At 62.4% G+C, this 22,008-nt stretch carries 22 protein-coding genes; 8 read left to right on the plus strand and 14 right to left on the minus strand.

Features of this window, described 5'->3' with window-relative positions; genetic code table 11:
* Positions 1-39: 39 nt before the first annotated feature.
* From NMAG_RS02520 to NMAG_RS02530, 3 genes are all read right to left on the minus strand, one after another.
* Positions 40-1,419, minus strand: a complete 1,380-nt coding sequence (locus NMAG_RS02520; RefSeq protein ID WP_004214124.1) for an HD domain-containing protein — start codon at positions 1,417-1,419, stop codon at positions 40-42.
* Positions 1,420-1,793: 374 nt separating this feature from the next.
* Positions 1,794-2,453, minus strand: coding sequence for a trimeric intracellular cation channel family protein (locus tag NMAG_RS02525; RefSeq protein ID WP_004214125.1), 660 nt, complete (start codon positions 2,451-2,453; stop codon positions 1,794-1,796).
* Between the two features lie 78 nt (positions 2,454-2,531).
* Positions 2,532-3,944 (minus strand): FAD-binding oxidoreductase, encoded by a 1,413-nt coding sequence (locus tag NMAG_RS02530; protein WP_004214126.1) that lies wholly within the window; start codon positions 3,942-3,944, stop codon positions 2,532-2,534.
* Between the two features lie 184 nt (positions 3,945-4,128).
* On the opposite strand from NMAG_RS02530, the gene NMAG_RS02535 reads away from it, so the two are divergent.
* From NMAG_RS02535 to NMAG_RS02545, 3 genes are all read left to right on the plus strand, one after another.
* The gene (locus tag NMAG_RS02535; RefSeq protein ID WP_004214127.1) at positions 4,129-5,154 is read left to right on the plus strand and encodes a TIGR04024 family LLM class F420-dependent oxidoreductase; all 1,026 of its coding nucleotides are present in this window, start codon (positions 4,129-4,131) and stop codon (positions 5,152-5,154) included.
* A gap of 114 nt (positions 5,155-5,268) precedes the next feature.
* Positions 5,269-5,691 carry a nucleoside 2-deoxyribosyltransferase gene (locus tag NMAG_RS02540; RefSeq protein ID WP_069673585.1) on the plus strand — a complete coding sequence of 141 codons (423 nt, stop codon included), beginning with the start codon at positions 5,269-5,271 and terminating at the stop codon, positions 5,689-5,691.
* 60 nt (positions 5,692-5,751) lie between these two features.
* Positions 5,752-6,471, plus strand: coding sequence for a helix-turn-helix domain-containing protein (locus NMAG_RS02545; protein WP_004214131.1), 720 nt, complete (start codon positions 5,752-5,754; stop codon positions 6,469-6,471).
* 56 nt (positions 6,472-6,527) lie between these two features.
* Here NMAG_RS02545 and NMAG_RS02550 read toward each other — a convergent pair whose 3' ends face one another.
* Positions 6,528-7,322: a CPBP family intramembrane glutamic endopeptidase gene (locus NMAG_RS02550; protein ID WP_004214133.1), complete on the minus strand. Its 795-nt coding sequence runs from the start codon at positions 7,320-7,322 to the stop codon at positions 6,528-6,530.
* Between the two features lie 60 nt (positions 7,323-7,382).
* Entirely contained in the window at positions 7,383-8,504 is a 1,122-nt protein-coding gene (locus NMAG_RS02555; protein ID WP_004214135.1) for a pyridoxal phosphate-dependent aminotransferase, read from the minus strand.
* Between the two features lie 166 nt (positions 8,505-8,670).
* On the opposite strand from NMAG_RS02555, the gene NMAG_RS02560 reads away from it, so the two are divergent.
* Positions 8,671-9,477 carry a DUF6517 family protein gene (locus tag NMAG_RS02560; RefSeq protein WP_004214136.1) on the plus strand — a complete coding sequence of 269 codons (807 nt, stop codon included), beginning with the start codon at positions 8,671-8,673 and terminating at the stop codon, positions 9,475-9,477.
* A 90-nt stretch (positions 9,478-9,567) separates the two neighbouring features.
* Here NMAG_RS02560 and NMAG_RS02565 read toward each other — a convergent pair whose 3' ends face one another.
* Positions 9,568-9,798, minus strand: coding sequence for a YgaP family membrane protein (locus NMAG_RS02565; protein ID WP_012996371.1), 231 nt, complete (start codon positions 9,796-9,798; stop codon positions 9,568-9,570).
* 153 nt (positions 9,799-9,951) lie between these two features.
* On the opposite strand from NMAG_RS02565, the gene NMAG_RS02570 reads away from it, so the two are divergent.
* Positions 9,952-11,004 (plus strand): NAD(P)-dependent alcohol dehydrogenase, encoded by a 1,053-nt coding sequence (locus NMAG_RS02570; protein ID WP_012996372.1) that lies wholly within the window; start codon positions 9,952-9,954, stop codon positions 11,002-11,004.
* Between the two features lie 44 nt (positions 11,005-11,048).
* Here the strand turns inward: NMAG_RS02570 and NMAG_RS02575 are convergent, their stop codons facing one another.
* A complete protein-coding gene (locus NMAG_RS02575) occupies positions 11,049-11,921 on the minus strand; it encodes a 2-oxoacid:ferredoxin oxidoreductase subunit beta (RefSeq protein WP_004214140.1) in 873 nt (290 codons plus the stop codon).
* Positions 11,921-13,672 (minus strand): 2-oxoacid:acceptor oxidoreductase subunit alpha, encoded by a 1,752-nt coding sequence (locus NMAG_RS02580; RefSeq protein ID WP_004214142.1) that lies wholly within the window; start codon positions 13,670-13,672, stop codon positions 11,921-11,923. The genes NMAG_RS02575 and NMAG_RS02580 overlap by 1 nt, the downstream gene beginning before the upstream one ends.
* A gap of 153 nt (positions 13,673-13,825) precedes the next feature.
* Between NMAG_RS02580 and NMAG_RS02585 the strand changes: the two genes are divergently transcribed.
* A complete protein-coding gene (locus tag NMAG_RS02585) occupies positions 13,826-14,470 on the plus strand; it encodes a ferredoxin--NADP reductase (protein WP_004214144.1) in 645 nt (214 codons plus the stop codon).
* Positions 14,471-14,494: 24 nt separating this feature from the next.
* On the opposite strand, the gene NMAG_RS02590 is transcribed toward NMAG_RS02585, so the two are convergent.
* On the minus strand, positions 14,495-14,884 hold the full coding sequence (locus NMAG_RS02590; RefSeq protein WP_004214148.1) for a hypothetical protein: 390 nt from the start codon (positions 14,882-14,884) through the stop codon (positions 14,495-14,497).
* A gap of 114 nt (positions 14,885-14,998) precedes the next feature.
* The gene (locus NMAG_RS02595) at positions 14,999-16,906 is read right to left on the minus strand and encodes a PGF-CTERM sorting domain-containing protein (RefSeq protein WP_237076809.1); all 1,908 of its coding nucleotides are present in this window, start codon (positions 16,904-16,906) and stop codon (positions 14,999-15,001) included.
* Positions 16,907-17,183: 277 nt separating this feature from the next.
* On the opposite strand from NMAG_RS02595, the gene NMAG_RS02600 reads away from it, so the two are divergent.
* A complete protein-coding gene (locus NMAG_RS02600) occupies positions 17,184-17,378 on the plus strand; it encodes a cold-shock protein (RefSeq protein WP_004214151.1) in 195 nt (64 codons plus the stop codon).
* 240 nt (positions 17,379-17,618) lie between these two features.
* Here NMAG_RS02600 and mce read toward each other — a convergent pair whose 3' ends face one another.
* Together mce and NMAG_RS02610 are read right to left on the minus strand one after the other, a co-directional pair.
* Positions 17,619-18,002, minus strand: coding sequence for a methylmalonyl-CoA epimerase (mce, locus tag NMAG_RS02605; RefSeq protein ID WP_004214152.1), 384 nt, complete (start codon positions 18,000-18,002; stop codon positions 17,619-17,621).
* A gap of 94 nt (positions 18,003-18,096) precedes the next feature.
* Positions 18,097-18,930: an aldo/keto reductase gene (locus NMAG_RS02610; RefSeq protein ID WP_004214153.1), complete on the minus strand. Its 834-nt coding sequence runs from the start codon at positions 18,928-18,930 to the stop codon at positions 18,097-18,099.
* Positions 18,931-19,124: 194 nt separating this feature from the next.
* Here NMAG_RS02610 and NMAG_RS02615 point away from each other — a divergent pair, with 194 nt between their 5' ends.
* Positions 19,125-19,544 carry a hypothetical protein gene (locus NMAG_RS02615; RefSeq protein WP_004214154.1) on the plus strand — a complete coding sequence of 140 codons (420 nt, stop codon included), beginning with the start codon at positions 19,125-19,127 and terminating at the stop codon, positions 19,542-19,544.
* A gap of 58 nt (positions 19,545-19,602) precedes the next feature.
* On the opposite strand, the gene NMAG_RS02620 is transcribed toward NMAG_RS02615, so the two are convergent.
* Positions 19,603-21,285 (minus strand): acyl-CoA mutase large subunit family protein, encoded by a 1,683-nt coding sequence (locus NMAG_RS02620; RefSeq protein WP_004214156.1) that lies wholly within the window; start codon positions 21,283-21,285, stop codon positions 19,603-19,605.
* 208 nt (positions 21,286-21,493) lie between these two features.
* Positions 21,494-21,904 carry a hypothetical protein gene (locus tag NMAG_RS02625; protein WP_004214157.1) on the minus strand — a complete coding sequence of 137 codons (411 nt, stop codon included), beginning with the start codon at positions 21,902-21,904 and terminating at the stop codon, positions 21,494-21,496.
* Positions 21,905-22,008 lie beyond the last annotated feature (104 nt).

Raw genomic sequence — 22,008 nt, forward strand, 5'->3', positions numbered from 1 at the left:
TGACAACGGAGCTGTGGCTGAGCGAGAGCAATCCCCTCCTCAGCGGCCGCCGTACTCCGCGTGAAACGTCTCAACGAGCGTCTTCGTCGCTCGCTTCTTCTCACCGTCGGGGACGAACACGAACGGAATCGGCGTGTCGAACGCCCGCTCCCCGTACAGTCCCCAGTCGCCCACCGAACGGGTCGTCCCGCCGTAGGCGATCGGAATATCCCGCAACTCTCCCGGCTCGTACTCCGGAACGTACGAACGCTCGATCCAGACCTCGTGGGTCGGCACGTCCAGTTCCGACGCGAGCAACGCCTCGAGTCGCGTCGCGTTCCCGACGAGCCACTGGCCGAACGCCTCCCGGTCTGCATCCACGCGGTCGGCGTAGGCGATCCGGTGCTTCCAGCAGGTTTTGTGAAATCGCCGCGCCCGGAAGCGATCGTACAGCGCCGCAAGCGTCGACTCCGGCTGTTCGCGAGCCGTCTTTCGGAGGCGCTCCATCAGCGTGTTGTCGTCGATTTCCTCGTCGATCACCTGGTCGATCGTCACCGGGCGTACCGCCGTGATCGAATCCAGTTCGGCCAACATCTCCCGAAGCAACACGTTCGCGTACACCGACTTGTGGTGCTGAGTGACCCACATGTACAGCGCGATCCGTCCCTCGAGATAGTTCCCGATGGTGCTCAGGGCCTTTTCCGAGAGCGCGAGCCCTTCCTCCGGGTGGGCGGTGTAGGCGTCGACCATCCGACTCGTATCGAAGCTCAGCACGTCTGCGCCGGTCATCCGATTGTCCCGCGTGATGTAGTCGAGCCGGTCGACGTCGATCGGCGAGTGCAACAGTTGCGCCCCGAGACCGTACTGCCAGGGGCCGCCACGTTCGAAGACGAGACTGTAGCCGAGCACGTAGCCACAGACCTCGTACGGATCCACGCCGAGTGCCTGTAGCGCCTCGCCGAACTCCTCGATGATGATGAGACAGCCGAGCAGTTCGTGCGAACTCGCCGTTCGAATCGCTCCCTCGTCGAGCCCCGCTTCCGCAAACGCACCGACGAGTCCCGCATCCTCGAGTCGGTCGTACAGCTCCTCCCGGTCGAGGAACTGCTCCGCCAGATGCGAAAACGGCGGGTGGCCGACGTCGTGGAGCAGGCAGGCGCACTCGAGTGTCCGCTGGATTTCGTCCAGACTGTCGGTGTCGGTGTTGCGGGTGAAGTACGACTGGCCGCGGAGCTTTTCGAAGACGGTGCGCCCGAGGTGGTAGACGCCGAGGCTGTGCTCGAAGCGGGTGTGATTCGCGCCGGGGTAGACGAGGTGAGTTGCCGAGAGCTGGCGGACGTAGCGCAGGCGCTGGAACGCGCGGGTGTCGACGATGCGGTCGACCAGCGGCTGGTCGAGTTCGATGTAGCCGTGGACTGGGTCTTTGATCTGTGTGGCCATAGGTGGTGAGCGTGCCGCTGGCGGGACAACGGCGAGAGATGTGGAGACAACGTGGGCGCCCTTTCTGGCACTTTCGGTCTGTGTCAGTACTGCGGTTGTGGTGTTGTGATGTGGCGGTGGTGGTGTTGTGATGTGGCGGTGGTGGTGTTGTGATGTGGCGGTGGTGGTGTTGTGATGTGGCGGTGGTGGTGTTGTGATGTGGCGGTGGTGGTGTTGTGATGTGGCGGTGGTGGTGTTGTGATGTGGCGGTGGTGGTGTTGTGTTGCTGCGGAGGTGGTGTTGTGATATGGCGGTGTGGTAGTGTCGTGGGGGAGGGTGATAGTGACGTGTTGTAGGGTGATAGTGTTGTGATGTTGTGATATCGTGACCAGACGTTACCGGTTGCCCTGTCGACCCAGGTGGTGGACCGTCGGGAGACTCCAGCTGTACGTCACCGCAGCCAACCGAGTCACGACGGTCACTGCCGCACAGGCCACGGCGGCTAGCCCTTCGGCACCACCGACCGTTCCGACGAGCCAGTAGGCGCTGCCGCCCAGAACCGCACAGCTCGCGTAGAAGTCCTCGAAGAGGATGAACGGGGCGCGATCGAGGAGAATATCCGCGAACGCGCCGCCGCCGACGGCGTTGATCGTTGCGATTGCGACGACGCCGAACGCAGAGACACCGGCCTCCGTCGCGACGATTGCACCGGTCGTCGCGAAGGCAGCCAGCCCGATCGCGTCGGAGACGATGGTGATTGGATGTTGTTCGGGCGACGACAGAACGACGCTCAGCGCGATTGCCAGCCCAACACCGAGCAGGCCCAGACCGATTTCTATCGGTGACTGGAGCGCCAGCGGGACGCGTGTGACGAGCAGGTCCCGGGTGACGCCACCGGCGAACGCCATCGCCAGGCCGACGATGGCGATTCCAAACACGTCGAACTCCTCACGGATCGCCTTCGACGAGCCGACGAGGGCGAACGCGACGAGTCCGATCGTGTTCATGACGGCGAACGGATCGCCGAACAGTACCGTGATGGCGTCCTGACTCACTGCGCTGGCTTATGGGGGAGAGTGTCTTGAGTGCTCCGTCTCTTGGCTTCACCGCGAGCAGTGTAGTCTCCAGAACGCCTACCGACCCGCTTCCTCGTCGCTCTCCGCTGGGAAAACCTTCCCAGGGTTCAGCGTCCCCGTCGGATCGAGTGCCCGCTTGACCCGACGCATTGCGTCTACCCCACCAGCTCCGTGCTCGGGCTCGAGATACGCCTGCTTGCCCTGGCCGATACCGTGCTCACCGGTCGCCGTACCGCCCATGTCCAGCGCGAGTTCCACGAGCTCTCGGTACGCCTCCTCCCCACGTTCGACGAACCCGGGGTCCTCGGGGTCGACGAGGACGGTATAGTGGAGGTTCCCGTCACCCGCGTGGCCGAAGCAGGGGATCAAGAGGTCCGTCTCTCCCGCGATCCGCTTGGCTTCGCGGACGATTTCGGGGTAGGAGCTGATCGGTACCGTCACGTCACCTGGATGGATCGGCGTCAGCTCCGGATCGTAGTTCACCTCGGCGTAGGCCAGTTCCCGGCGTACTTCCCAGAGCTCGGCCATCTCGGCGTCGTCCGAACTCAGCTCGAACTGCACCACGTCGTGGTCCTCGAAGATCATTTGACAGAGATCGATCTCCTCCTCGATGCCGTGATTCGCGTGGAACTCGAGAAAGACCATCGGCGCGTCGGGCAAGTCCGAGCCGAGATACTCGTTTGCCATGTGGGCACTCAACTCGTCGACGAGTTCGATCCGCGCCACGTCGACGTCCGTCCGAATCGCGTCGAAGATAGCTTCAGCCGCATCGTCAAGCGTCTCGAAGATGGCTCGCCCGCCGCGAATCTGCTGTGGCCGGCCGGCCAACTCGAGTGTGGCCTCGGTGATGACGGCGAGGGTGCCCTCGCTCCCGACGAGCAGGTCGGTGAGGTTGTAGCCGCTTGAGGTCTTGCTCGCCCGCGAGCCGGTCTGAATCACGGTGCCGTCGGCGAGGACGGCCTCGAGTGCGAGCACCCAGTCGGCTACCTCGCCGTACTTGACGGTCTGCATGCCGCTCGCGTCGGTCGCGATCATGCCGCCAATCGTCGAGATGTCGCCCGAGGAGGGCAGCGGCGGGAACCAGAGGCCGTCGCCCGCGACGTACTCGTCGACGGCGTCGCCGATGATGCCCGGCCCGACGTCGATCTGGAAGTCGTCCGGTCGGTAGTCGATCACGTCGTCCATTCGCGTCAGATCGAGGCTGATGCCGCCCTCGGCCGGAACGGCGTTGCCCTCGAGTCCCGTCCCCGCCGCGTAGGGTGTGACCGGGACGCCGTGTTCGGTGGCCGACTCGAGTACGGCGGCTACGTCAGCAGTCTCTTCCGCCCAGACGACCGCGTCCGGAACGACGCCCTCGTCGGTCTGCTGTGCGCCCCAGTCGGCTGCGTGCGTCTCTCGTCGTCCCGTCGCGAACGAAACCTGGTCGTCGGCCAGGGAGAGGTCCGCGAGAAACGAGCAGTCGTGTGTCATACGCTCGCATTAGCGACGAGCCGTATCAACGTTTCTTCCGCGGTGGCGCTTACGGGGTACCGCGGCGACCCTGTCGGGAACGCTGAATTTTATGCCAATCGGTCACGCGGTAGGTGGTGATGGGAGTACTCGTGCCACACGAACCGACTGAATCGATCGAACGACGAGCGCGGAGGGGACCAGCGTGACAGAACACGTAGACGCCGAACTCGACCTCCTGATCGGGCTCAACGACTACGAGCGGCCACAGGACGTGGCCGACCGCGCCGTCCAGGCCGAAGAACTCGGCTTCGACCGGATCACGACGGGCGAGACGACGGGCTGGAACATCGTCCCGCCGCTGACGCTCGCAGCCGACCGGACTGACGTACTTGGCCTCTCGAACGACGTAGTCTCGCCGTACGGGCGCTCGCCTGCGATGCTCGCCCAGACGGCGCTCACGCTTCACGACGCCTCGGACGGGCGCTTCCGCCTCGGAATCGGGCCGAGTTCGCCCGCGATTACCGAGCGCTGGCACGGAGCCGAGTTCGACCGCCCGCTGCGTCGTACCCGTGAGACCATCGAAATCATCCGCAACGTCTTCGAGACCGGCTCGCCCGCCTACGAGGGCGACATCTTCGACATTCCCGGCCTCGACTACGAGCGCGACGTTCCCGACACGCCGCCGGCGATCGATGTCGCCACTCTCGGCCCGAAGGCAACCGAGATGGCCGGCCGCTTCGGTGACGGCTGGGCACCGCAACTGTTCACCGCGGACGGCCTGCGAGACCGTCTCGAGGACTTACAGCGCGGCGCGGAACTCGCGGACACGAGTAAGAGTCTCGACGACCTCCGTGTTGCGCCGATCGTCCGCGGCGTCGCCTCCGAGGACCGCGAGCGGGCGCGCGACCTTGCCCGCAGCACGACGGCGTTCATGCTCGGGGCCTACGGCCCCTACTACGGCGATTCCGTCGCCGAACAGGGCTACGAGGACGTCGTAAGCGAAATCCGAGCCGCCTGGGAGGACCGCGACACGGACGCGATGGCCGCGGCGCTCCCAGACGACGTACTCGACGACCTCGCGCCGGCCGGCACCCCCGCGGAGGTCCGCGAGTGGGTCGAAGCGTACGCCGCCATCGACGGCGTCGACGCGGTCCGCGTCGGCTTCGTCAGGGGTGTCTCCGAGGAGGAGAAGGTGACGACGATGGAGTCAGTCACCGGCGCACTGTAGCTGAGCGCCGATATCTGATCGTACCACGTCGCGCCAACGTCCCGACCCCAATCCGAACGTTGATTGCCCACTGGTCGGAACCACGCCGCCATGGACATGGACATGGACATGGACATTGACATCTACTTCGCCGGCTCCATCCGCGGCGGCCGCGACGACGCGGCCCTCTATCGTGAGCTCATCGCACTACTGGAGTCTCACGGCACCGTTCTCACTGAACACGTTGGAACCGACGGCGTCGAAGCAAACGAAGCTGCTGCGAACCTCACCGACACCGACATCTACCAACAGGACCTGGCATGGTTGCGTCAGGCCGATGTCGTCGTCGCCGAAGTCACCACTCCCAGTCTCGGCGTCGGCTACGAACTCGGTCGCGCCGTCGCCCTCGAGAAACCCGTCTGCTGTCTCTACCGCCCGGACTCGCCCCACGAGCTTTCGGCCATGATCCGCGGCAACGACAGCATCCGGGTACTCGAGTACGATTCTCCCGACACAATCCGACCGGAACTCGAGGCGTTTCTGGAGCGCGAGGGCTGAAGCGAGCTACGGTGGTCCGGACCCGGAGTTTTATTCGCCACGCACGCCCAGTCAGAGCAGATGCGATTCGTCGAGGTGACCGTCGAGGGAGATGACTGGGGCGAGGAGAGTGCTGCTGAAGGCGACAACGAAAGCGGGGACAGTGAGGAGGACGAAACGACTCCCGCAGACACCCGCTCGTTCGACGCGCGGATCGCCGCCGAAGACGCCATCGTCCGGGAGGAACTGCTCAACTGGCGAATGAGTCGGAACGACGTGCTCAACCAGCTCCTGTTCGTCGTCGGCGACCGGACAGTGTACGAGGCGGCACTCGAGTCGGCTCCCGAAATCGTCGGCTACGAACTCAAAGCGGTCGACGACGAGCGGTTCTACGCGTACGTACAGGAGGACTCGCCCGACGCCGACCAGTCGTGGTGGGCCGCCTTCTTCGGCCACGACTTCATCCACGTGCCGCCCGTCGTCATTGAGGACGGCGTCGTTCGGCTGACGCTGCTCGGCGAGTTCGAGGCGCTGCGCGAGGTCGTCGACGACCTCTCGGCAACAGTCTCCGTCGAAATCGAGGAGATCGGTGACTACCGCGGTCGCGGGCCACGGGTTACGGATCAACTGACCGCCAGACAGTACCGGGCGCTTCGCCAGGCCGTCGACTGTGGCTACTACGAGATTCCGCGCGAGGGGAGTCTCGCCGATATCGCGGCGGCACTCGAGTGTACCGAGAGTACGGCCTCGGACCTGCTTCGACGGGCGGAGCGAGCGGTGATGCAGTCAGTGCTATCGTAGCGCCGGCAAGCGGTCGACGACAGCAGGGTGACAGCCGACACCATCTTCACAGTCCCTCAGCTCGCGAGGACAGCGATCACGACGTAAGCGTACAGATTATTGAGCAGGTGCAACAGCCACGCCCCCGCGAGGTTGTCAAACCGGAAGCGCAGAATTGTCGGAAAGATAGCCCAGCCCGCGATGGCGAAGACGCCCGCGACACCGAGCGCAAACACGTGGTAACCCGCGAAGAGGCCGACCGACACTGCTCCAGCGAGCACGACGGAGCCACGGGACTCGAGTACCGCGCCGACGAGTGCGCCCCGAAAGAGCAGTTCTTCGGCGAGCGGTGCGACGAGAACAGCACCGAGGACGACACCCAGCGCGGTCGTGGGGTCGGTCAGGTCGTACGCGTAGAACGTGGGGAGGTCGAAGCCGAGCAGCGCCGCGACCTGCTCGCCGGCGAGAAAGCCGCCGATACCGAGCGGCAGGAAGACGAGCGTCCAGCCGAGTTCGGCCCGACTGGGTCGCGAGAGCGGGAACGCAGCCCGCCGCTCTGCCGCATCGAACTGCCACCAGCAGAGCCCCACTCCGGCAAGTAAGCCGACCGCGCTCGCGCCGTAGATCAGACCCGGGGCCGGTTCGGCGGACGGACCGCCCGTTACACCTAGTGCGATGGTAGTCGCGATCAGCATCGACGTGACCACCACGACGAGCGCGCTCGCACCGAGAACGAGCCACAGTCGCTCGTCGAGTCCGGCCGTCGGCACGCGGACGTCCCATCTGGTTTCTGCGCTACTCGAGTGGCTGCCAGTGTCAGTCGCCATCAGTAGCACGTACGCCTCAGCCGTCGATGGCCGTTCGTACTGCACAGTTGGATCACTTATATACTCGCGAAAAGTGGACCGGACCGAACGGAAGCCAGCGTGTCGCTACCGAACTGCGCTCGTCGCGTCGTCCATGATCTCGAGTGCGTCCTTCAGGTCTTCCATGCTGGTTGCATACGAGAGACGGGCGTAGCCCGCGCCGTTCGCGCCGAAGGCGTCGCCGGGGACGACGACGACGCCGCGGTCGAGCACTTCCTCACACCAGCCGTCGGGGACCTTCGGCATGGCGTAGAACGCACCCGACGGCGTCGGGACCTCGAGACCGGCGTCCACGAGGCCGTCAACGACCACGTCACGGCGTTCTTCGAACGCAGCGACCATCTCGTCGACCGGATCCTGTGGCCCTGTCAGCGCCGCCTCAGCGGCGAACTGCGCCGGGGCGGAGGCACAGGCCTGGGCGTACTGGTGGATCCGAACCATGCGATCGATTCGGTCGCCGGAGCCGACGAGCCAGCCGAGTCGCCAGCCGGTCATCGAGTACGTCTTCGAGCAGGCGCTGACGACAATCACGTTGTCCGTCTCGGCGAATTTCAGCGGTGAGTGGTGCTCGCCCTCGAAGACGATGTGTTCGTAGACCTCGTCGGAGATGCAGAGCACGTCGTGTTCGTCGGCGATCCGCGCGAACTCCCGCATGTCGGCTTCGCTCTGGACGGCCCCCGTCGGGTTCGACGGACTGTTGACGATGAACGCCGCTGTCTCGTCGGTGATGGCCTCCTCGACGGCCGCCGGATCGAGAGTGAGGTCCTCGCGCAGTGAGAGCGGTTTCGGTGTGCCACCGGCGAACCGCGTCAGCGCGTCGTAGGAGACGAAGCCGGGATCTGGGAAGATAACCTCCTGGCCTGGATCGACGTGGGCTTCGAGTGCAAGGTGGAGTGCCTCGCTGCCGCCCGAGGTAGCCATCGTATGCTCAGGGTCGACCTCGATGCCGTAGTCGCGGTCGTACTTCGTTGCGATGGCTTCTCGAAGTTGGCTGATCCCCTTGTTCGACGTGTAGGCGTCCACCTGCCCCGATTCGATAGCCTCGATCGCCGCCTGGCGGACGTGATCCGGCGTCGGGAAATCGGGTTGGCCGATGCCGAGATTGATCGCGTCCTCGCCCGCGGCCTCGAACACTTCGCGGATGCCACTGATCGACACGTCCTCGACCCGGGTTGCAAACTCGGTCATACCTACATGGGTGCGGGCGACCCCGATAACTCTTGATGTGTTTCTCGGTCACACGATAGCGATCTTTCGACCGGGGCTAGCACTGGGTTCCACTAGCCACTATCCTGAATTATTCGAAACGCGGACTGAACGGTGATTCAGGGCCTCACACCGGACCACAACGACTATGGTGTTGGTTTCGAACACTGTGATGATGGCTGATTCGTCACCGAATCGTGACAGTCACTCGTCCAGTACGGACGTGACTCGCGATTCTACGCGCGCCTACGACGACAGAGCAGCGACAGTACGAGCAGAATCGTCGACGAGTACCCCTTCACGGCGGTCGCTACTCGCCGCAGGCGCCACCGCCTCGCTCGCACTGACCGCCGGCTGTCTCGACTTCGCGCTCGGCAACGGTCCACTCGAGTTCAGCGCCGACAGAGTCGCCCCCCACGACGACGCACTCGAGGAGACCGGCTACGCTGAGGAGTCCGTCGAGGAGCAGGCACTCGAGGAGTCCGTCGATGTCGGCGCGGGTATCGAGCGTGAGATCCGGGCCGGCTTCTGGCAGTCGACGTACGTGAAAGATGTCGACCTCGCTCCCGTCGGTGAGGAGGAAGCCGCGCTGTTTACGGCACTCTCGATGCCGGCAGTCGAGATTCTGGGTCGGTCGTTCAACCCGCTCGAGGATCTGGGGAACAACGAACTGGTCGAGCGCCTCCTCGAGGAGGTCGACAGCGAGGCGGGCCAGATCGAGGACATCGAGCACCGGGAGTCGTTCGGCCTGGAGATTCTCGGCGACGGCCGCGACGTGGACACGTTCGTCGGGGAGTCGACGTTCGACGGCGAGGAGATCGAGATCGAACTAACGCTGACCTCGTTCGTCAACGAGGACGACCTGCTCGTCTTGCTCGGAACACACCCCGAAATGCTGGCCGAGGAGTCGGCGAATATCGAGGAGTTACTCGAGTCGGTCGACCATCCGGTCTGAGTTGTTCGCGTTGTCGCTGTCTGTAGCGGTGTGCTGAATACAGCGCGCGGTATATCACATATCGCTAAGAAAACCGATCAAAGGGGTAGACTACTCCCTTTCTTCTACTCGCTCGGTGGTATCCATTCCGACCACCCCATTGATAGGGCACTTTTGCGTCGCCCCCGTCACCAGGAGAATAATTCCAAGGACGAGTGCCACAGCGCCGGCAATGGGACCAACGGCCCAGAATCCACCGAGAGCGGCTATGCCAGCGATAGCTAGAATAGCACCGATGAGAAGCCGCCCTTGACGATCGATACCGCCTACGTTCTTTTTCATGATTCTGTCACCCCATGTCATTCATTTGCACCCTACTACTGTTAATGATGGGGTCACAACTGTAGGATAGTCTTCATGAACAGAGAGGGCGAATTACAGATTTTCCTGTGAAACAGTTATCATGTTGATCGGCGTGCGTAGTGGTGCATGTCAATGAAAGCGTTCGTAATGGACGGGATCGGTGAGACTGGGCTAACGGAAAAAGATCGCCCCGAGTTCGGGCCCAGTGACGCGATCCTCAAGCCCACGAAGGGCCTCATCTGTACGTCAGACTGCCACACGGTTCACGGTGCAATCGGGGATCGGGAAAACCTCACTCTTGGGCACGAAGTAGTCGGTGTCGTTGATACAGTCGGCGAAGCTGTCTCTGATTTCGAACCGGGAGACCGCGTGGCTGTCGGTGCGATTACGCCGGATTGGAGCTCCGAAGCGGCACAAGACGGCCATCCATCCCAGTCAGAAGGCGCGTTGGGCGGGTGGAAGTTCGCAAATGTAAAAGACGGGACGTTCGCGGAGTACGTCCACGTGAACGACGCCGATGGGAACCTTGCACACATCCCTGATGAGGTAAGCGATCACGAGGCGTTGTACACGACGGACATGATGACCACCGGATTCGCAGCGGCGGAAAACGCAGCCATCCCAATCGGTGGGACAGTCGCGGTATTTGCGCAGGGGCCGGTTGGGTTAATGGCAACGAAAGGGGCGTCACTACAGGGAGCAGGAACGATCATCGCCGTCGAAACCGTTCCAAAACGACAAGAACTCGCTCGAGAGTACGGTGCCGACCACGTCGTTGATTTCGGAGAAACAGATGCGGTAGAAGAGATCATGGAGATGACTGATGGAGTGGGCGTCGATGCCGCTATTGAAGCACTCGGCAGCGATACAACGTTACAGGATGCGATCAAGGTCGTCAAACCAGGTGGCACTGTCTCAAACGTCGGCTACCATGGTGACGGTGAATATCGACATATTCCACGTGAGGAGTGGGGAGTTGGGATGGCCGAAATCGATATCGTGACCGATCTCTGTCCAGGAGGGCGATTGCGTATCAAGCGGCTTCTGCGACTTCTGGCAAACGACCGCGTTGACCCAACGAAGATGACGACACACGAGTTCGAGTTCGACGAGATTGAGGAGGCGTTCGAAATGATGGACGAAAAAGAGGACGATATAATCAAACCGTTAATTCACTTCGAGTAACCGCTGACCGCCGTGGGACGGAGGGCGGCTGACCGCAGTCGCAGTTAGTAGAACTCGCGGACGAGATCCATCGCGTCCTCAGGAGCGCCGTCCGGAATGTCGGACATGTCCTCGGTGACGCCGTGCTGTTCGTGGTACGGCACCGAGTTTTCGTCCTGATACATGACACCCTGGAACTCCTTATCGCCGTCGAGGATGACCTCCTTGGCGTCCTCGTAGTCGTGGCGGTCGTGGTCCTCGTCTTCTTTCAGGTCAACCAGCGAGTCGCGGAAGTAGTCGTAGGTGTCGACGTCGTTGAACGTGACACACGGGCTGAAGACGTTGACGAAGCCGAAGCCGTCGTGCTCGATGGCCTCCTGGATAATCTCCTGGTGGCGCAGTGCATCCGAGGCGAAGGACTGCGCGATGAAGGTCGCACCCGAGGCGAGTGCGAGCGCGAGCGGGTTGACCGGCGGCTGCTGTGGCCCCTCCGGCGTCGTCGAGGTCTCGAAGTCAGAGCGCGAGGTCGGCGACGCCTGGCCCTTCGTCAGGCCGTAGATGCGGTTGTCCATGACGACGTAGGACATGTCGACGTTCCGGCGAACGGCGTGAACGAAGTGACCGGCACCGATCGAGTAGCCGTCACCGTCACCGCCGGCGGCCATCACTTCGATGTCCGGGCGCGCCATCTTGACACCGGTTGCGACCGGCAGTGCGCGGCCGTGGACCCCGTGCAGCGCGTAGCTGTGCATGTAGGTCCCGATCTTACCGGAACAGCCGATCCCGGCGACCACGAACGTGTTGTCGGGGTCGTTGCCGGTCTCGGCGAGGGCTTTCATCATGCCGTTCATCGTCCCGAAGTCACCGCATCCGGGACACCAGGTTGGCTGCTTGTCGGACTTGAAGTCAGTGAATCGAACGTCGGATTGGGAACTCATTATGCTGGTACCTCCTGGGAGAGCTTCTCGGTAATTTCCTCGGCAAGTTCGTCCGCCTTGAAGCGAACGCCGGTGTACTTGTTGATGCGCTTGACGCGTTCGAGCACGTCGTGTTCGATCACGTCGGCGAACTGTCCGGTGGCGTTACACTCGACAACGATCGTCTCCTCGGCGGCCGCAATCTCGTCGCTCAGGTCGGGTCGTGGGAAGATGTACGGCACCGAAATGACGCGCACGTCGACACCATCGTCCTCGAGATAGTCGAGTGCTTCGACGAGTGCACCTTCGTTCGAACCCCACGAAATGATGAGGTTGTCGGCGTCTTCGTCGCCGAATTCGCGGTAGTCCCACTCTTCTTGTTCCTTTGCGGTCTCGACCTTTCGGTTTCGCTTGTCGACTTGCTGGACGCGGACGTCCTGCTCTTCGGTTCGGCGACCGAGTTCGTTGTGCTCGAGTCCGGTCGACATGTGTGCGCCGTCGGTCATGCCGGGGATCGCACGGGGGCTGACACCGTCCTCGGTGTTGGCGTGGGCACGGAAGCGGCCCTGCGAGTCGAGCCACTCTTCGACCTCGTCTTCGTCGACGAGTTTCCCACGGTCGATCTCGACAGCGTCCATGTCGAACGTGTCCGGTTCGAAGGTCTGTTCGGTGACCGACATTGCGAGGTCAGACACCAGGAAGACCGGCGTCTGGTACTTTTCGGCGAGGTTGAACGCCTCGATCGTCTTCCAGAAACACTCGTCGATCGAGGTCGGGGTGACGACGAAGCGTGGAATTTCGCCGTGGCCGCCGTACAGAGTCATGTTGAGGTCGCCCTGCTCCTGCTTGGTCGGCATCCCGGTCGAAGGACCAGAGCGCTGAACGTCGGTGATGACGAGCGGCGTCTCGCTCGTCGCGACCAGGCCGAACGTCTCGGTCATCAGGTCGATCCCGGCACCAGAGGTTGCCGTCATCGCTCGCGCACCAGCGCGCGCCCCACCGAGAGCCATGTTGATCGCCGAGAGTTCGTCCTCGGCCTGCACGACGTGACCACCGTACTCCTCGATACGACCCGTCAGGTACTCCATGATAGAGGTCGCTGGTGTGATCGGATAGCCAGCGTAGAATCGGCAGCCAGCAGCGATTGCCCCCATCCCGATCGCTTCGTTGCCGTTGAGCAGGACGTAGTCGTTGTCAGTCGTTTCGAGATCGGAGTCGAGATCGAGATCGTAGTTCTCTTCGACGTATTCCTGACCCAGACGGGCGGCTTCCTTGTTGTTCTCGACGATCTTCGAGCCCTTTCCACCGAAGCGCTTCTCGAGTGCTTCGTCGAGATACTCGACGTCGAAGCCGGTGATCTCACACGCGGCACCGAGTGCGACGATGTTGCGCATGATTGCGCCACCTGCGTCCTCGGCGAGCGATTTCAGGGGGACGTCGACGCCGGACATCTCCTCGGGGATATCAGCTTCCCAGGAGCGTTCGCCGTCGTAGATGATTGCACTCCCCTCGTGGAGTTCGTCGAGGTTCTCGTCGATGGTGCGCTGGGTGAGCGCGACGAGAATGTCGAGGCGGTCGACGACGCTCTGAATGTTGTCGACCGACGTGCGAATCTTGTAGGCTGTGTAGCCACCGCGGATTCGCGACGCGAAGTCTTTCGACGTGAATACATGCCGTCCGGCTCGGGATAACGCCTGGGCGAAGATCTTCCCAGTGGAGTCGATGCCATCGCCAGCCTCGCCCCCGACTGCCCAGTTGAGGTCCTCAGCCATGTTAAGGCGAACCTTGCTGCCAGCCAATAAAAAGGCTTCTGAAAGCATAATCCGGCCGTTCGAGGGGTGGGCAAATCTGTACGTTTGGTCGGTGTTTCCCGACTGGAGAGTCGGAACGGAACGCCTTTTCGACCACCGGCCGAACGTCCCGGTATGGAAGGTACGCCAGTCGCTGTCGAATCGGTACGTGAGGTTGGATCAGACACCGTCGCACTCGAGCTCGAAACACCCGAGGAATTCGACGCGCTCCCCGGCCAGTTCGTGCTCGTGCGAGCCGAACCAGACGGCGTCGACGAGGAACTCGCCCGCCACTACACGCTCTCCTCGCCGTCGGTCGAGGACACCTTCGAGATCACCGTCGGTATCGACCCCGACGGCGACCTCTCGCCGTGGCTCGCTGATCTCGAGTCCGGCGCGACGATCCACATCGACGGTCCGTTCGGGAACATTACCTACGAGGGCGACCAGGACATCGTCGCCATCGCCGGCGGGCCAGGTGTTGGCCCTGCTATTTCGATTGCCGAAGCGGCCCACGCTGCCGGGCAGGACGCCGTCGTCATCTACCAGGACGACGCGCCCGCCCACCGCGAGCGACTGGATGTACTCGAGAACGACGGCGCGCCAGTCACGGTCGTCGAGGACGATGCGGACGACGAGTTGGCGGCTGCAATCGAGGCGCAGTTGGACGAGGGACAGGTCTATGCCTTCGGCTTCGAGGAGTTCGTGACACTCGTCTCTGAGACGATCGAAGAGGCAGGCGGCGATTCGGACGAAGCGCTGATCGAGAACTTCGGGTAAGCGGTCTGTAATCGGAACCTGCTGTTACGCGCCGTCGTCGGTCTGCTCTGTGTCCTCGGATTCGGCTTCAGTAATGAGTGCTCCTGGATCGTCGGACTTCTCGAGTGGTGTGTCCGCTGGGTCTGATTCGGAGTCCTCCTCAAAGTCAGCGGTAGAGTCAGTGCTGTGGTCTGTCTCGGGGCTGGGTCCGGCTCCGGACTCTGAATCGGATGCAGACGCACTGTCCCCCTCGGATGCTGCCACGTCCTTTCGAACCGCGAGCTGCTCGCTCCCGCATGCGGGACACGTCTTCTGTGCCTGGTGGAACCGTTCGCCACAGTCACGACACAGATACGGCGCACTGTCGTCTCGTGCGTCTTCGGCCTCCTGTTTGAACTCTTCGACCTTCTCTCCGAGACGCTCGAACAGGCTCATACGCCACCTACTCGAACGATTCTGATAAGCATTTGTTACAGTTGCGAGCACGTGAGTCGCGACTCACCGCCGCGTCGCTCGCGGCCAGCAAAAAACGCGAAAAGCGAAGACCGGTCAGTTGTGCCAGCGTGCCAGTCCAAGCGCCGACAGCATCGCGACCAGCGCCGCAACGGCACCGAAGCCTGGCAGGCCGTCGTCCTCAGACTCCGTCTCGGAGTCCGTTGCGTCGGTACCGAGGAACTCAGTCACCTGTCCCATGTCGAGTCGTGGGTGCTCTTCGTCCCACTCACCGGGCATGTGGACAGTCGTTGCGTCGTCGACAATCGCGTGCTCGCGCACGTCGTCTTCGGTCGCATCAGCGTCAACCATCCCGGTTGCGTAGACGTACGCCGCTTCGTCGTCAGTGTCGGCGTAGACGTGCTCGACGGTGAGCCCGTGGTACGCATCGGAGAGGTGCGATTCGAACGCGCTAATGTCGTCGAACGTCGCTCCGGCTTCCATCGTAATCGTGCCGTCGTCCATATCGAGATCGAACTTCGCGAGTTCGAGTTCCGCCTCTTCGAACGCCGTTGCGAGCGCAACCGCCTCGTCATCCATCATCGGATCGTTCTGGAGGTCCTGCACCATCGCGTTGATCGCGGTCTCGAGGAACTCCTCCTGGGTGAACTCGAGTGCCATCTCGACACTGACTTCGTCGTCGTCAGTCGTCGCCGTGGCGTCGATGGCGAACGCAGGCGAGTCGATGTCGCGCTCTGCGAGTTCGTCCGTGTACTCCTCCCAGTTCTCTGCGTTGGAGGCGTAGTCGAAGGTGAGCGTCGCCTCGTTCGCGCCGGAGGCCTCGTATCGGAGGTCCCAGGTCGAGGTCTGCGTGAGGTCCGCTTCGACCTGTGCCTCGTACATCTCTGCGTAGTCGTCGAACTCGTCATCGAACCCCTCGTCCATCTCGTCGACGGCGTCGACGAGGTCGAGGACTGCCATTGCGGTCGTCTCGAAGTTACTGAACGCGATGTCCCACTCCGCGTCGACCGTGTTCTCACCGATCGCGTAGGAGAACTCGAACGCGTCGAGTTCGGCGGCGAGGATGTCAGCTGCGACCTCCTCGGCGTCGGACTGGCTGATGTCGAGTTCAGGGTCGTTCGTGAGTTCGTCCGCGATTAGCTGTTCGAGACCGTCTTTGACGTTCTCGAGTTCGATCGTATATTCGACGTCGATGTAGCCGCCACCGGCCGTGTCGGCGTCGAACTCGTGGTCGTGGATGGTGACCGTTGCGTCGCCGCCGAGTTCCTGTGCGATTGCGCCGTACTCGGCTTCGAGTGCTGCCTTCGCGTCGGCCTCAGTTTCCCACTGGTCGACCTCGAACGGCTGGAGGGTGTCCTGCTGACTGACATCGACTGCGTAGCTGCCGTCAGTCTCGGTGATCGTCAGGTCGAGACCAGTCTCGGAGCCCTCGGCGGGCATGATGTGTGAGACGCTGAGGTCGCCTTCCATGGCGAACTCGTCTGCACTCGAGACCATCTCACCGGAGGAGGTTGCCGACTGGACGAAGTCCGCTTCGGGGAACTCCTGGGTGTCGAGGACGAGTTCGAGATCCGCGTCGAGTTCGTTCGTCTCCTCGTTCTGCTCGCCGTCGGCGTTCATCGAGAAGTCGTTGATCGCGTCCGGCCGGTCGGCGACGAACGAGCCGTCAGATTCCATGCCGTCCTCACCGAGGGCGAACGAGAACGCCGCGTCGATGTCCTCTTCGATGTCGTCGGAAATCAGCGCGTAGACGACCGATTCACTCGCGTCGAGGCCGAACTCGGCACTCCCGTCGAGATCGTCGTCCTCGTCCTCGTCCTCGTAGAGGAGGACGGCGTCACCGTCGTCGGTAACGAACACTTCGTCCGCTGGGTCTGCCTGGTCGATACCCGTCTCAGAGCCGGCAACAGCAGTGCCAGCAATACCTGAGGTGATCAATACCACTGCCATAACAAGTGCCGCGAACCGCTGGAGGGACAGTTCGCGCGGAGGTTTCCTTCCCATCGTTCACGTATATTGAAATCTCCGCCATATGTAGGTTTCGAGAATGTAGCCGATCGTTAAATGGTGTTGCCGGCCCGTCGTTCGATACCACCTCTTGGTCTCAATTTACAGGCGCGAGCCGAACTCGAGTGCCTACTGATCCAAGAGAGTGGTTTCTTCAGGCCGCTGAGTCCCGATATGCTGGTGGCTTCGAATTTGTCGGCGTACACAGCCAGGTGTGTTCGCTCGACTGCCTTACGGAACGCTTATCAGTGTGACGCGCTTCTCTTGAAAAGCAATGGCGAAAGGAACTGTCGATTTCTTTAACGACACAGGCGGCTACGGATTCATCGAAACTGAGGATGCGGACGACGACGTGTTCTTCCACATGGAAGACGTTGGCGGCCCGGACCTCGAAGAAGGACAGGAGCTCGAGTTTGACATCGAGCAGGCCGACAAGGGCCCACGAGCAACCAACGTCACCCGACTGTAATACGGCTGACCGCGGCGTATTTCGATTTTTTCGGACGATAGCTGGTGAGTGACGACGTTCTGCTGTAGTCTCACTGCTGAGTGAGTGGAGCGACAGCACCTATAGTAGCCACTGCAAGTCAATGCACACCTGATCACCAGACAGTTCGGCGATCAGTGTGTGAATAGTTGCAGTTGTTACTATAACAGCCACGCACAGCTACACACTGACAGCGAGCAAGCCAAACAGTCACCAGCCAGCCTAATGCTCGACGAGCTCCAGCAAAATGCCACCAGTATCCGACGGGTGCAGGAACGCCACCGTATGGCCCCACGCACCCGGGCGCGGCTCTTCGTCGATCAGGCGCACGTCGTGTTCGCGGGCCGTCTCGAGTGCCCCCTCGATATCGTTGGTCCGGAGCGCGAGGTGATGGATACCCGGTCCGTTTTGCTCGAGGTACTGTGCGATAGTGCCGTCCTCGAGTGGCTCGAGGAGTTCGAAGTAGCCGTTCCCACAGTCGAGGAAGATGATTCGCATGCCGTCGAACTCCTCCTCGTGGACGTTCTCGATGCCGAAGAGGTCGGTGTACAAGTCGGCGAGTTCGCGCGCGTTCTCGGTCGCGATGCCGGCGTGTTCGAAGTGCATACGCGGAGTTGTCGGCCGGCAACGGCAAATATAGCGGGGGTTCGGGCGAATCTCTCGCCGTGACGTGTCGGTCGCGCTCGTCGAAACCGACCGCTCAGCGAAGTCCGAGCGCCGTTGCCAACTGCGACCAGACGCCGTCGCCAACGGCAGTCACCGCTTCCATGTCGTCCTCGGAAAGCTCGAAGTCGAAAATAGCTGCGTTGGCCGCGATGTGCTCGTGACTCGCCGCTTTCGGAATCGCCGCGACGGTCGGCTGCTGGACCAGCCACCGCAGGGCGACCTGCGCGGCCGACTTGCCGTAAGGCTCGCCGACCGCCCCGAGCCGGTCGTCACCCGGCACCGCACCCTCCGCGAGCGGGCTGTACGCAGTCAGGCAGATGTCGTGGTCGACGCAGTGCTCCAGCAACTCGTCCTGGTGATGATACGGGTGGTACTTCACCTGGTTCGTCACGATCGGCGTCTCGGAGTGCTCGCGGGCGGACTCGAGTTGCCCCACCGAAAAGTTGCTGACGCCGATGTGATCGACGACGCCCTCCTCCTGCAGTTCGTTCATCGCGCCAAGCGTTGCCGACAGCGGTGCCTCGTCGCTCGGTGCGTGAAGCAAGAGCAGGTCGACGGCGTCGAGGCCGAGCCGGTCGAGACTCGCCCGTGTCGTCTCGTGGACGGCTGCGGGTGCGGCGTTGTCGGGGTGGACTTTGGTGACGACGAAGATGTCGTCACGATCGACGGAACTTTCCGAAATCGCAGCACCAACGGCTGCCTCGTTGTCGTACATCTGTGCGGTGTCGATGTGCCGATAGCCAGCGTCGAGTGCGGCGTCGACGGCTCGCTGGCACTCCTCGCCGGTCATCCGTGCGGTGCCGAAGCCGAGGACGGGGATTTCAGCGCCGCCAGCGCGAATCGTCTCGGTTGGACGTTCAGGGTCCATGCGTCTGGCGTCATCAGCAACTGTCTTCAATCTCCTCCTGGCTTGGTGTCCACCGTCCGTTCTCACTTTCTCACTGTGCGTTCCCGCGCTACTCGCTTCGCTCGCATCCGACAAACAGGGCTGTGACGTGGTTCGTGTCGCGGGATGGTACTCGAGTACCAACGCCTATGTACCGACCGCGGGATGGTCGTGGTATGTCCCCGTCACGACGACGCTTCCTCCTCGGCGCGACCGGGCTCACCGGTGCGACTGCAGGCTGTCTCTCGTACGTCAGGCGCGTCAGTCCGGGTCTCTCTATCGCCAGTAGTTATCCGGACGAAATAGCACTCGAGATCGAAATCGCGCCCGACTACGGAGAGGACCCCGTCTTCACGGACCGAATCGTGATCGACGGCGAAGAGAGCCGAATCGAACGGGACGAGGTCGTCACCGGCTGGTACGGCGACGAGTTCTTCGTCTCCGTCGAGTCGGAACCAGCGCCTGAGTTGCTCGACGACGTGTTCCACACCTACTGGGAACTGACGTGCGTTGGAAACGGCCGCATCGAGGACCACCTGCGGATTCTCGTTACCGAGTGGAAGGAGATTCGGCTTCGGCCGAACCGCTGTAGCTAACGCAAACCTCGTTCACACCTTCCCAAACCGCTCAGCCCGCTCAAGCCGCTCAGACAGCTCAGACCGCACTCCCCGGCTGATACTCCCCGAACTCATCGCGCAACACGTTACAGATCTCGCCGACCGTCGCGTACGTCTTCACCGCCGCGATGATGTGTGGCATGAGATTCTCCTCACCCCGGGCCGCCTCGCGGAGGGACTCGAGTGCATCTGCCACAGCGTCCTCGTCGCGGTCGTCGCGGACGGACTGGACGTTCTTGATCTGGCGGCGTTCGTCCTCCTCGGTGATCTCCTCGACGTCCATCTCTGGGTCTTCGTCGACCTCGAACTCGTTGACGCCGACGATGATGCGTTCTTTGTCCTCGATTTCCTTCTGGCGGTCGAAGGCGGTGTCCTGGATCTGGCGCTGGACCCATTGTTGCTCCACCGCTTCGAGCATGCCGCCGCGGCTGTCGACCGCCTCTATGATCTCGTAGGCCTCTTCCTCGACGTCGTCGGTGAGTGACTCGACGTAGTAGCTGCCGGCGAGCGGGTCGATGGTGTCGGCCGCGCCGGACTCGTGGGCGAGGATCTGCTGGGTTCGCAGGGCAGTACGGACGGACTCCTCCGTGGGGAGGGCAAGCGCCTCGTCCTTCCCGTTGGTGTGGAGGCTCTGGGTGCCGCCGAGGACGGCGGCGAGCGCCTGGTAGGCCACGCGGACCACGTTGTTCTCGATCTGCTGGGCGGTGAGCATCGAGCCCGCGGTCTGGGTGTGGAACTTGAGCTGTTTCGACTTGGGATCGTCCGGGTCGAAGCGCTCGTCCATGATGTCGTGCCACATCCGGCGGGCCGCGCGGAACTTGGCGACCTCCTCGAAGATGTTGTTGTGGCCGTTGAAGAAGAACGAAAGCTGCGGGGCGAAGTCGTCGACATCGAGCCCGGCCTCGATGGCGGCTTCGACGTACTCGATGCCGTTTCCCAGCGTAAAGGCGAGTTCCTGCGCTGCCGTGGAGCCGGCCTCGCGGATGTGATAGCCCGAAATCGAGATGGTGTTGAACTTCGGCGTCTCCTCGGCACAGAACTCGAAGATGTCCGTGATGATCCGCATCGACGGCTCGGGCGGGTAGATGTAGGTGTTTCGAGCGATGTACTCCTTCAGAAGGTCGTTCTGGATCGTTCCCCGAAGCTCCGCGCGGTCGACGCCCTGCTGGTCGCCCACGGCGATGTACATCGCGAGCAAGACAGAGGCTGGTGCGTTGATCGTCATCGACGTCGACACCTCGTCCAGCGGGATGCCGTCGAAAACGATCTCCATGTCCGCGAGCGAGTCGATGGCGACGCCGGCCTTCCCGACCTCGCCGGCGGCCATGTCGGCGTCGGAGTCGTACCCCATCTGCGTCGGCAGGTCGAACGCCATCGAGAGCCCGGTCTGGCCCTGATCGAGCAGGTAGTGATAGCGTTCGTTCGTGTCCGCAGGCGTCGAGAAACCGGCGTACTGTCGCATGGTCCACAGCCGACCCCGGTAGCCGGTGGAGTAGACCCCGCGCGTGTACGGCGGCTCACCGGGATAGCCCAGGTCCTCCTGATAGTCGAGATTCGCTACGTCATCCGGCGTGTAGAGTCGGTCGACCTCCTGGCCACCCGTGTCGGTCGTGAACGTCTCCTGGCGCTCACCAAAGCGATCGAGCACCGGTTCGACGTCGTCGTCGTGCCAGTCCTCCCGGCCGGCACGGATCTCCTCGAGTTCGTCGGGGTCGAACATTATGAATACCGATGACCGGCCGGGGCTTGAAGGTTGATGAACGTGCCCGTGTTGCCACCGGCTGTCACTGGTACGTCCTGCGGTCGTACGGTGACTCCCCGCCATTGGAGATGATCAACCGCCCCTCCACGCCATTGGAGATGATCAACCACCCCTCCATCGGAGGCGACCCCGCATCCCACCATCCACGTATCCAACCATCAGGCGATCAAATCGTGTCGTCTGGATCGTGACGTGCCGCTACTCGAGTTGCTTCGCTCGCGTACCGGTCTTGTGTGACCTGGTCGTCGACCGTGCCGAGGTCGTCGTGCGAGACGATCAGACTCGCTTTCGTCTCGCGTTCCGGGCCCGTAAAGCTCGTGAGCGCGCGTTCGCGACGGTGGTAGTAGCGGCCGTCCGTCGTGGCGTACACGAGGATGATCAGGTTCAGTTCGTCGTCGCCGTATGTTCGTTCGACGAGCCAGACGCGGGTTTCGGCTTCATCGGTATCGGTATCGGTATCGGTATCAGTGGTATCCCCATTACCATCACTGACACCGTCACCAGCCATTTGTTCGACTGACGCGTCGAGCGTACTCGAGTCCTGGGCATCGCGGGCGTCGGGATTGTCGTTACACATTGTCGTTACACATTGTCATCACACATTGTCATCACACATTGTCGTCACACATTGTCATCACACATTGTCATCACACATTGTCGTCACACATTGTCATCACACAT

The sequence above is a fragment of the Natrialba magadii ATCC 43099 genome (assembly GCF_000025625.1).
Lineage (GTDB): Archaea > Halobacteriota > Halobacteria > Halobacteriales > Natrialbaceae > Natrialba > Natrialba magadii.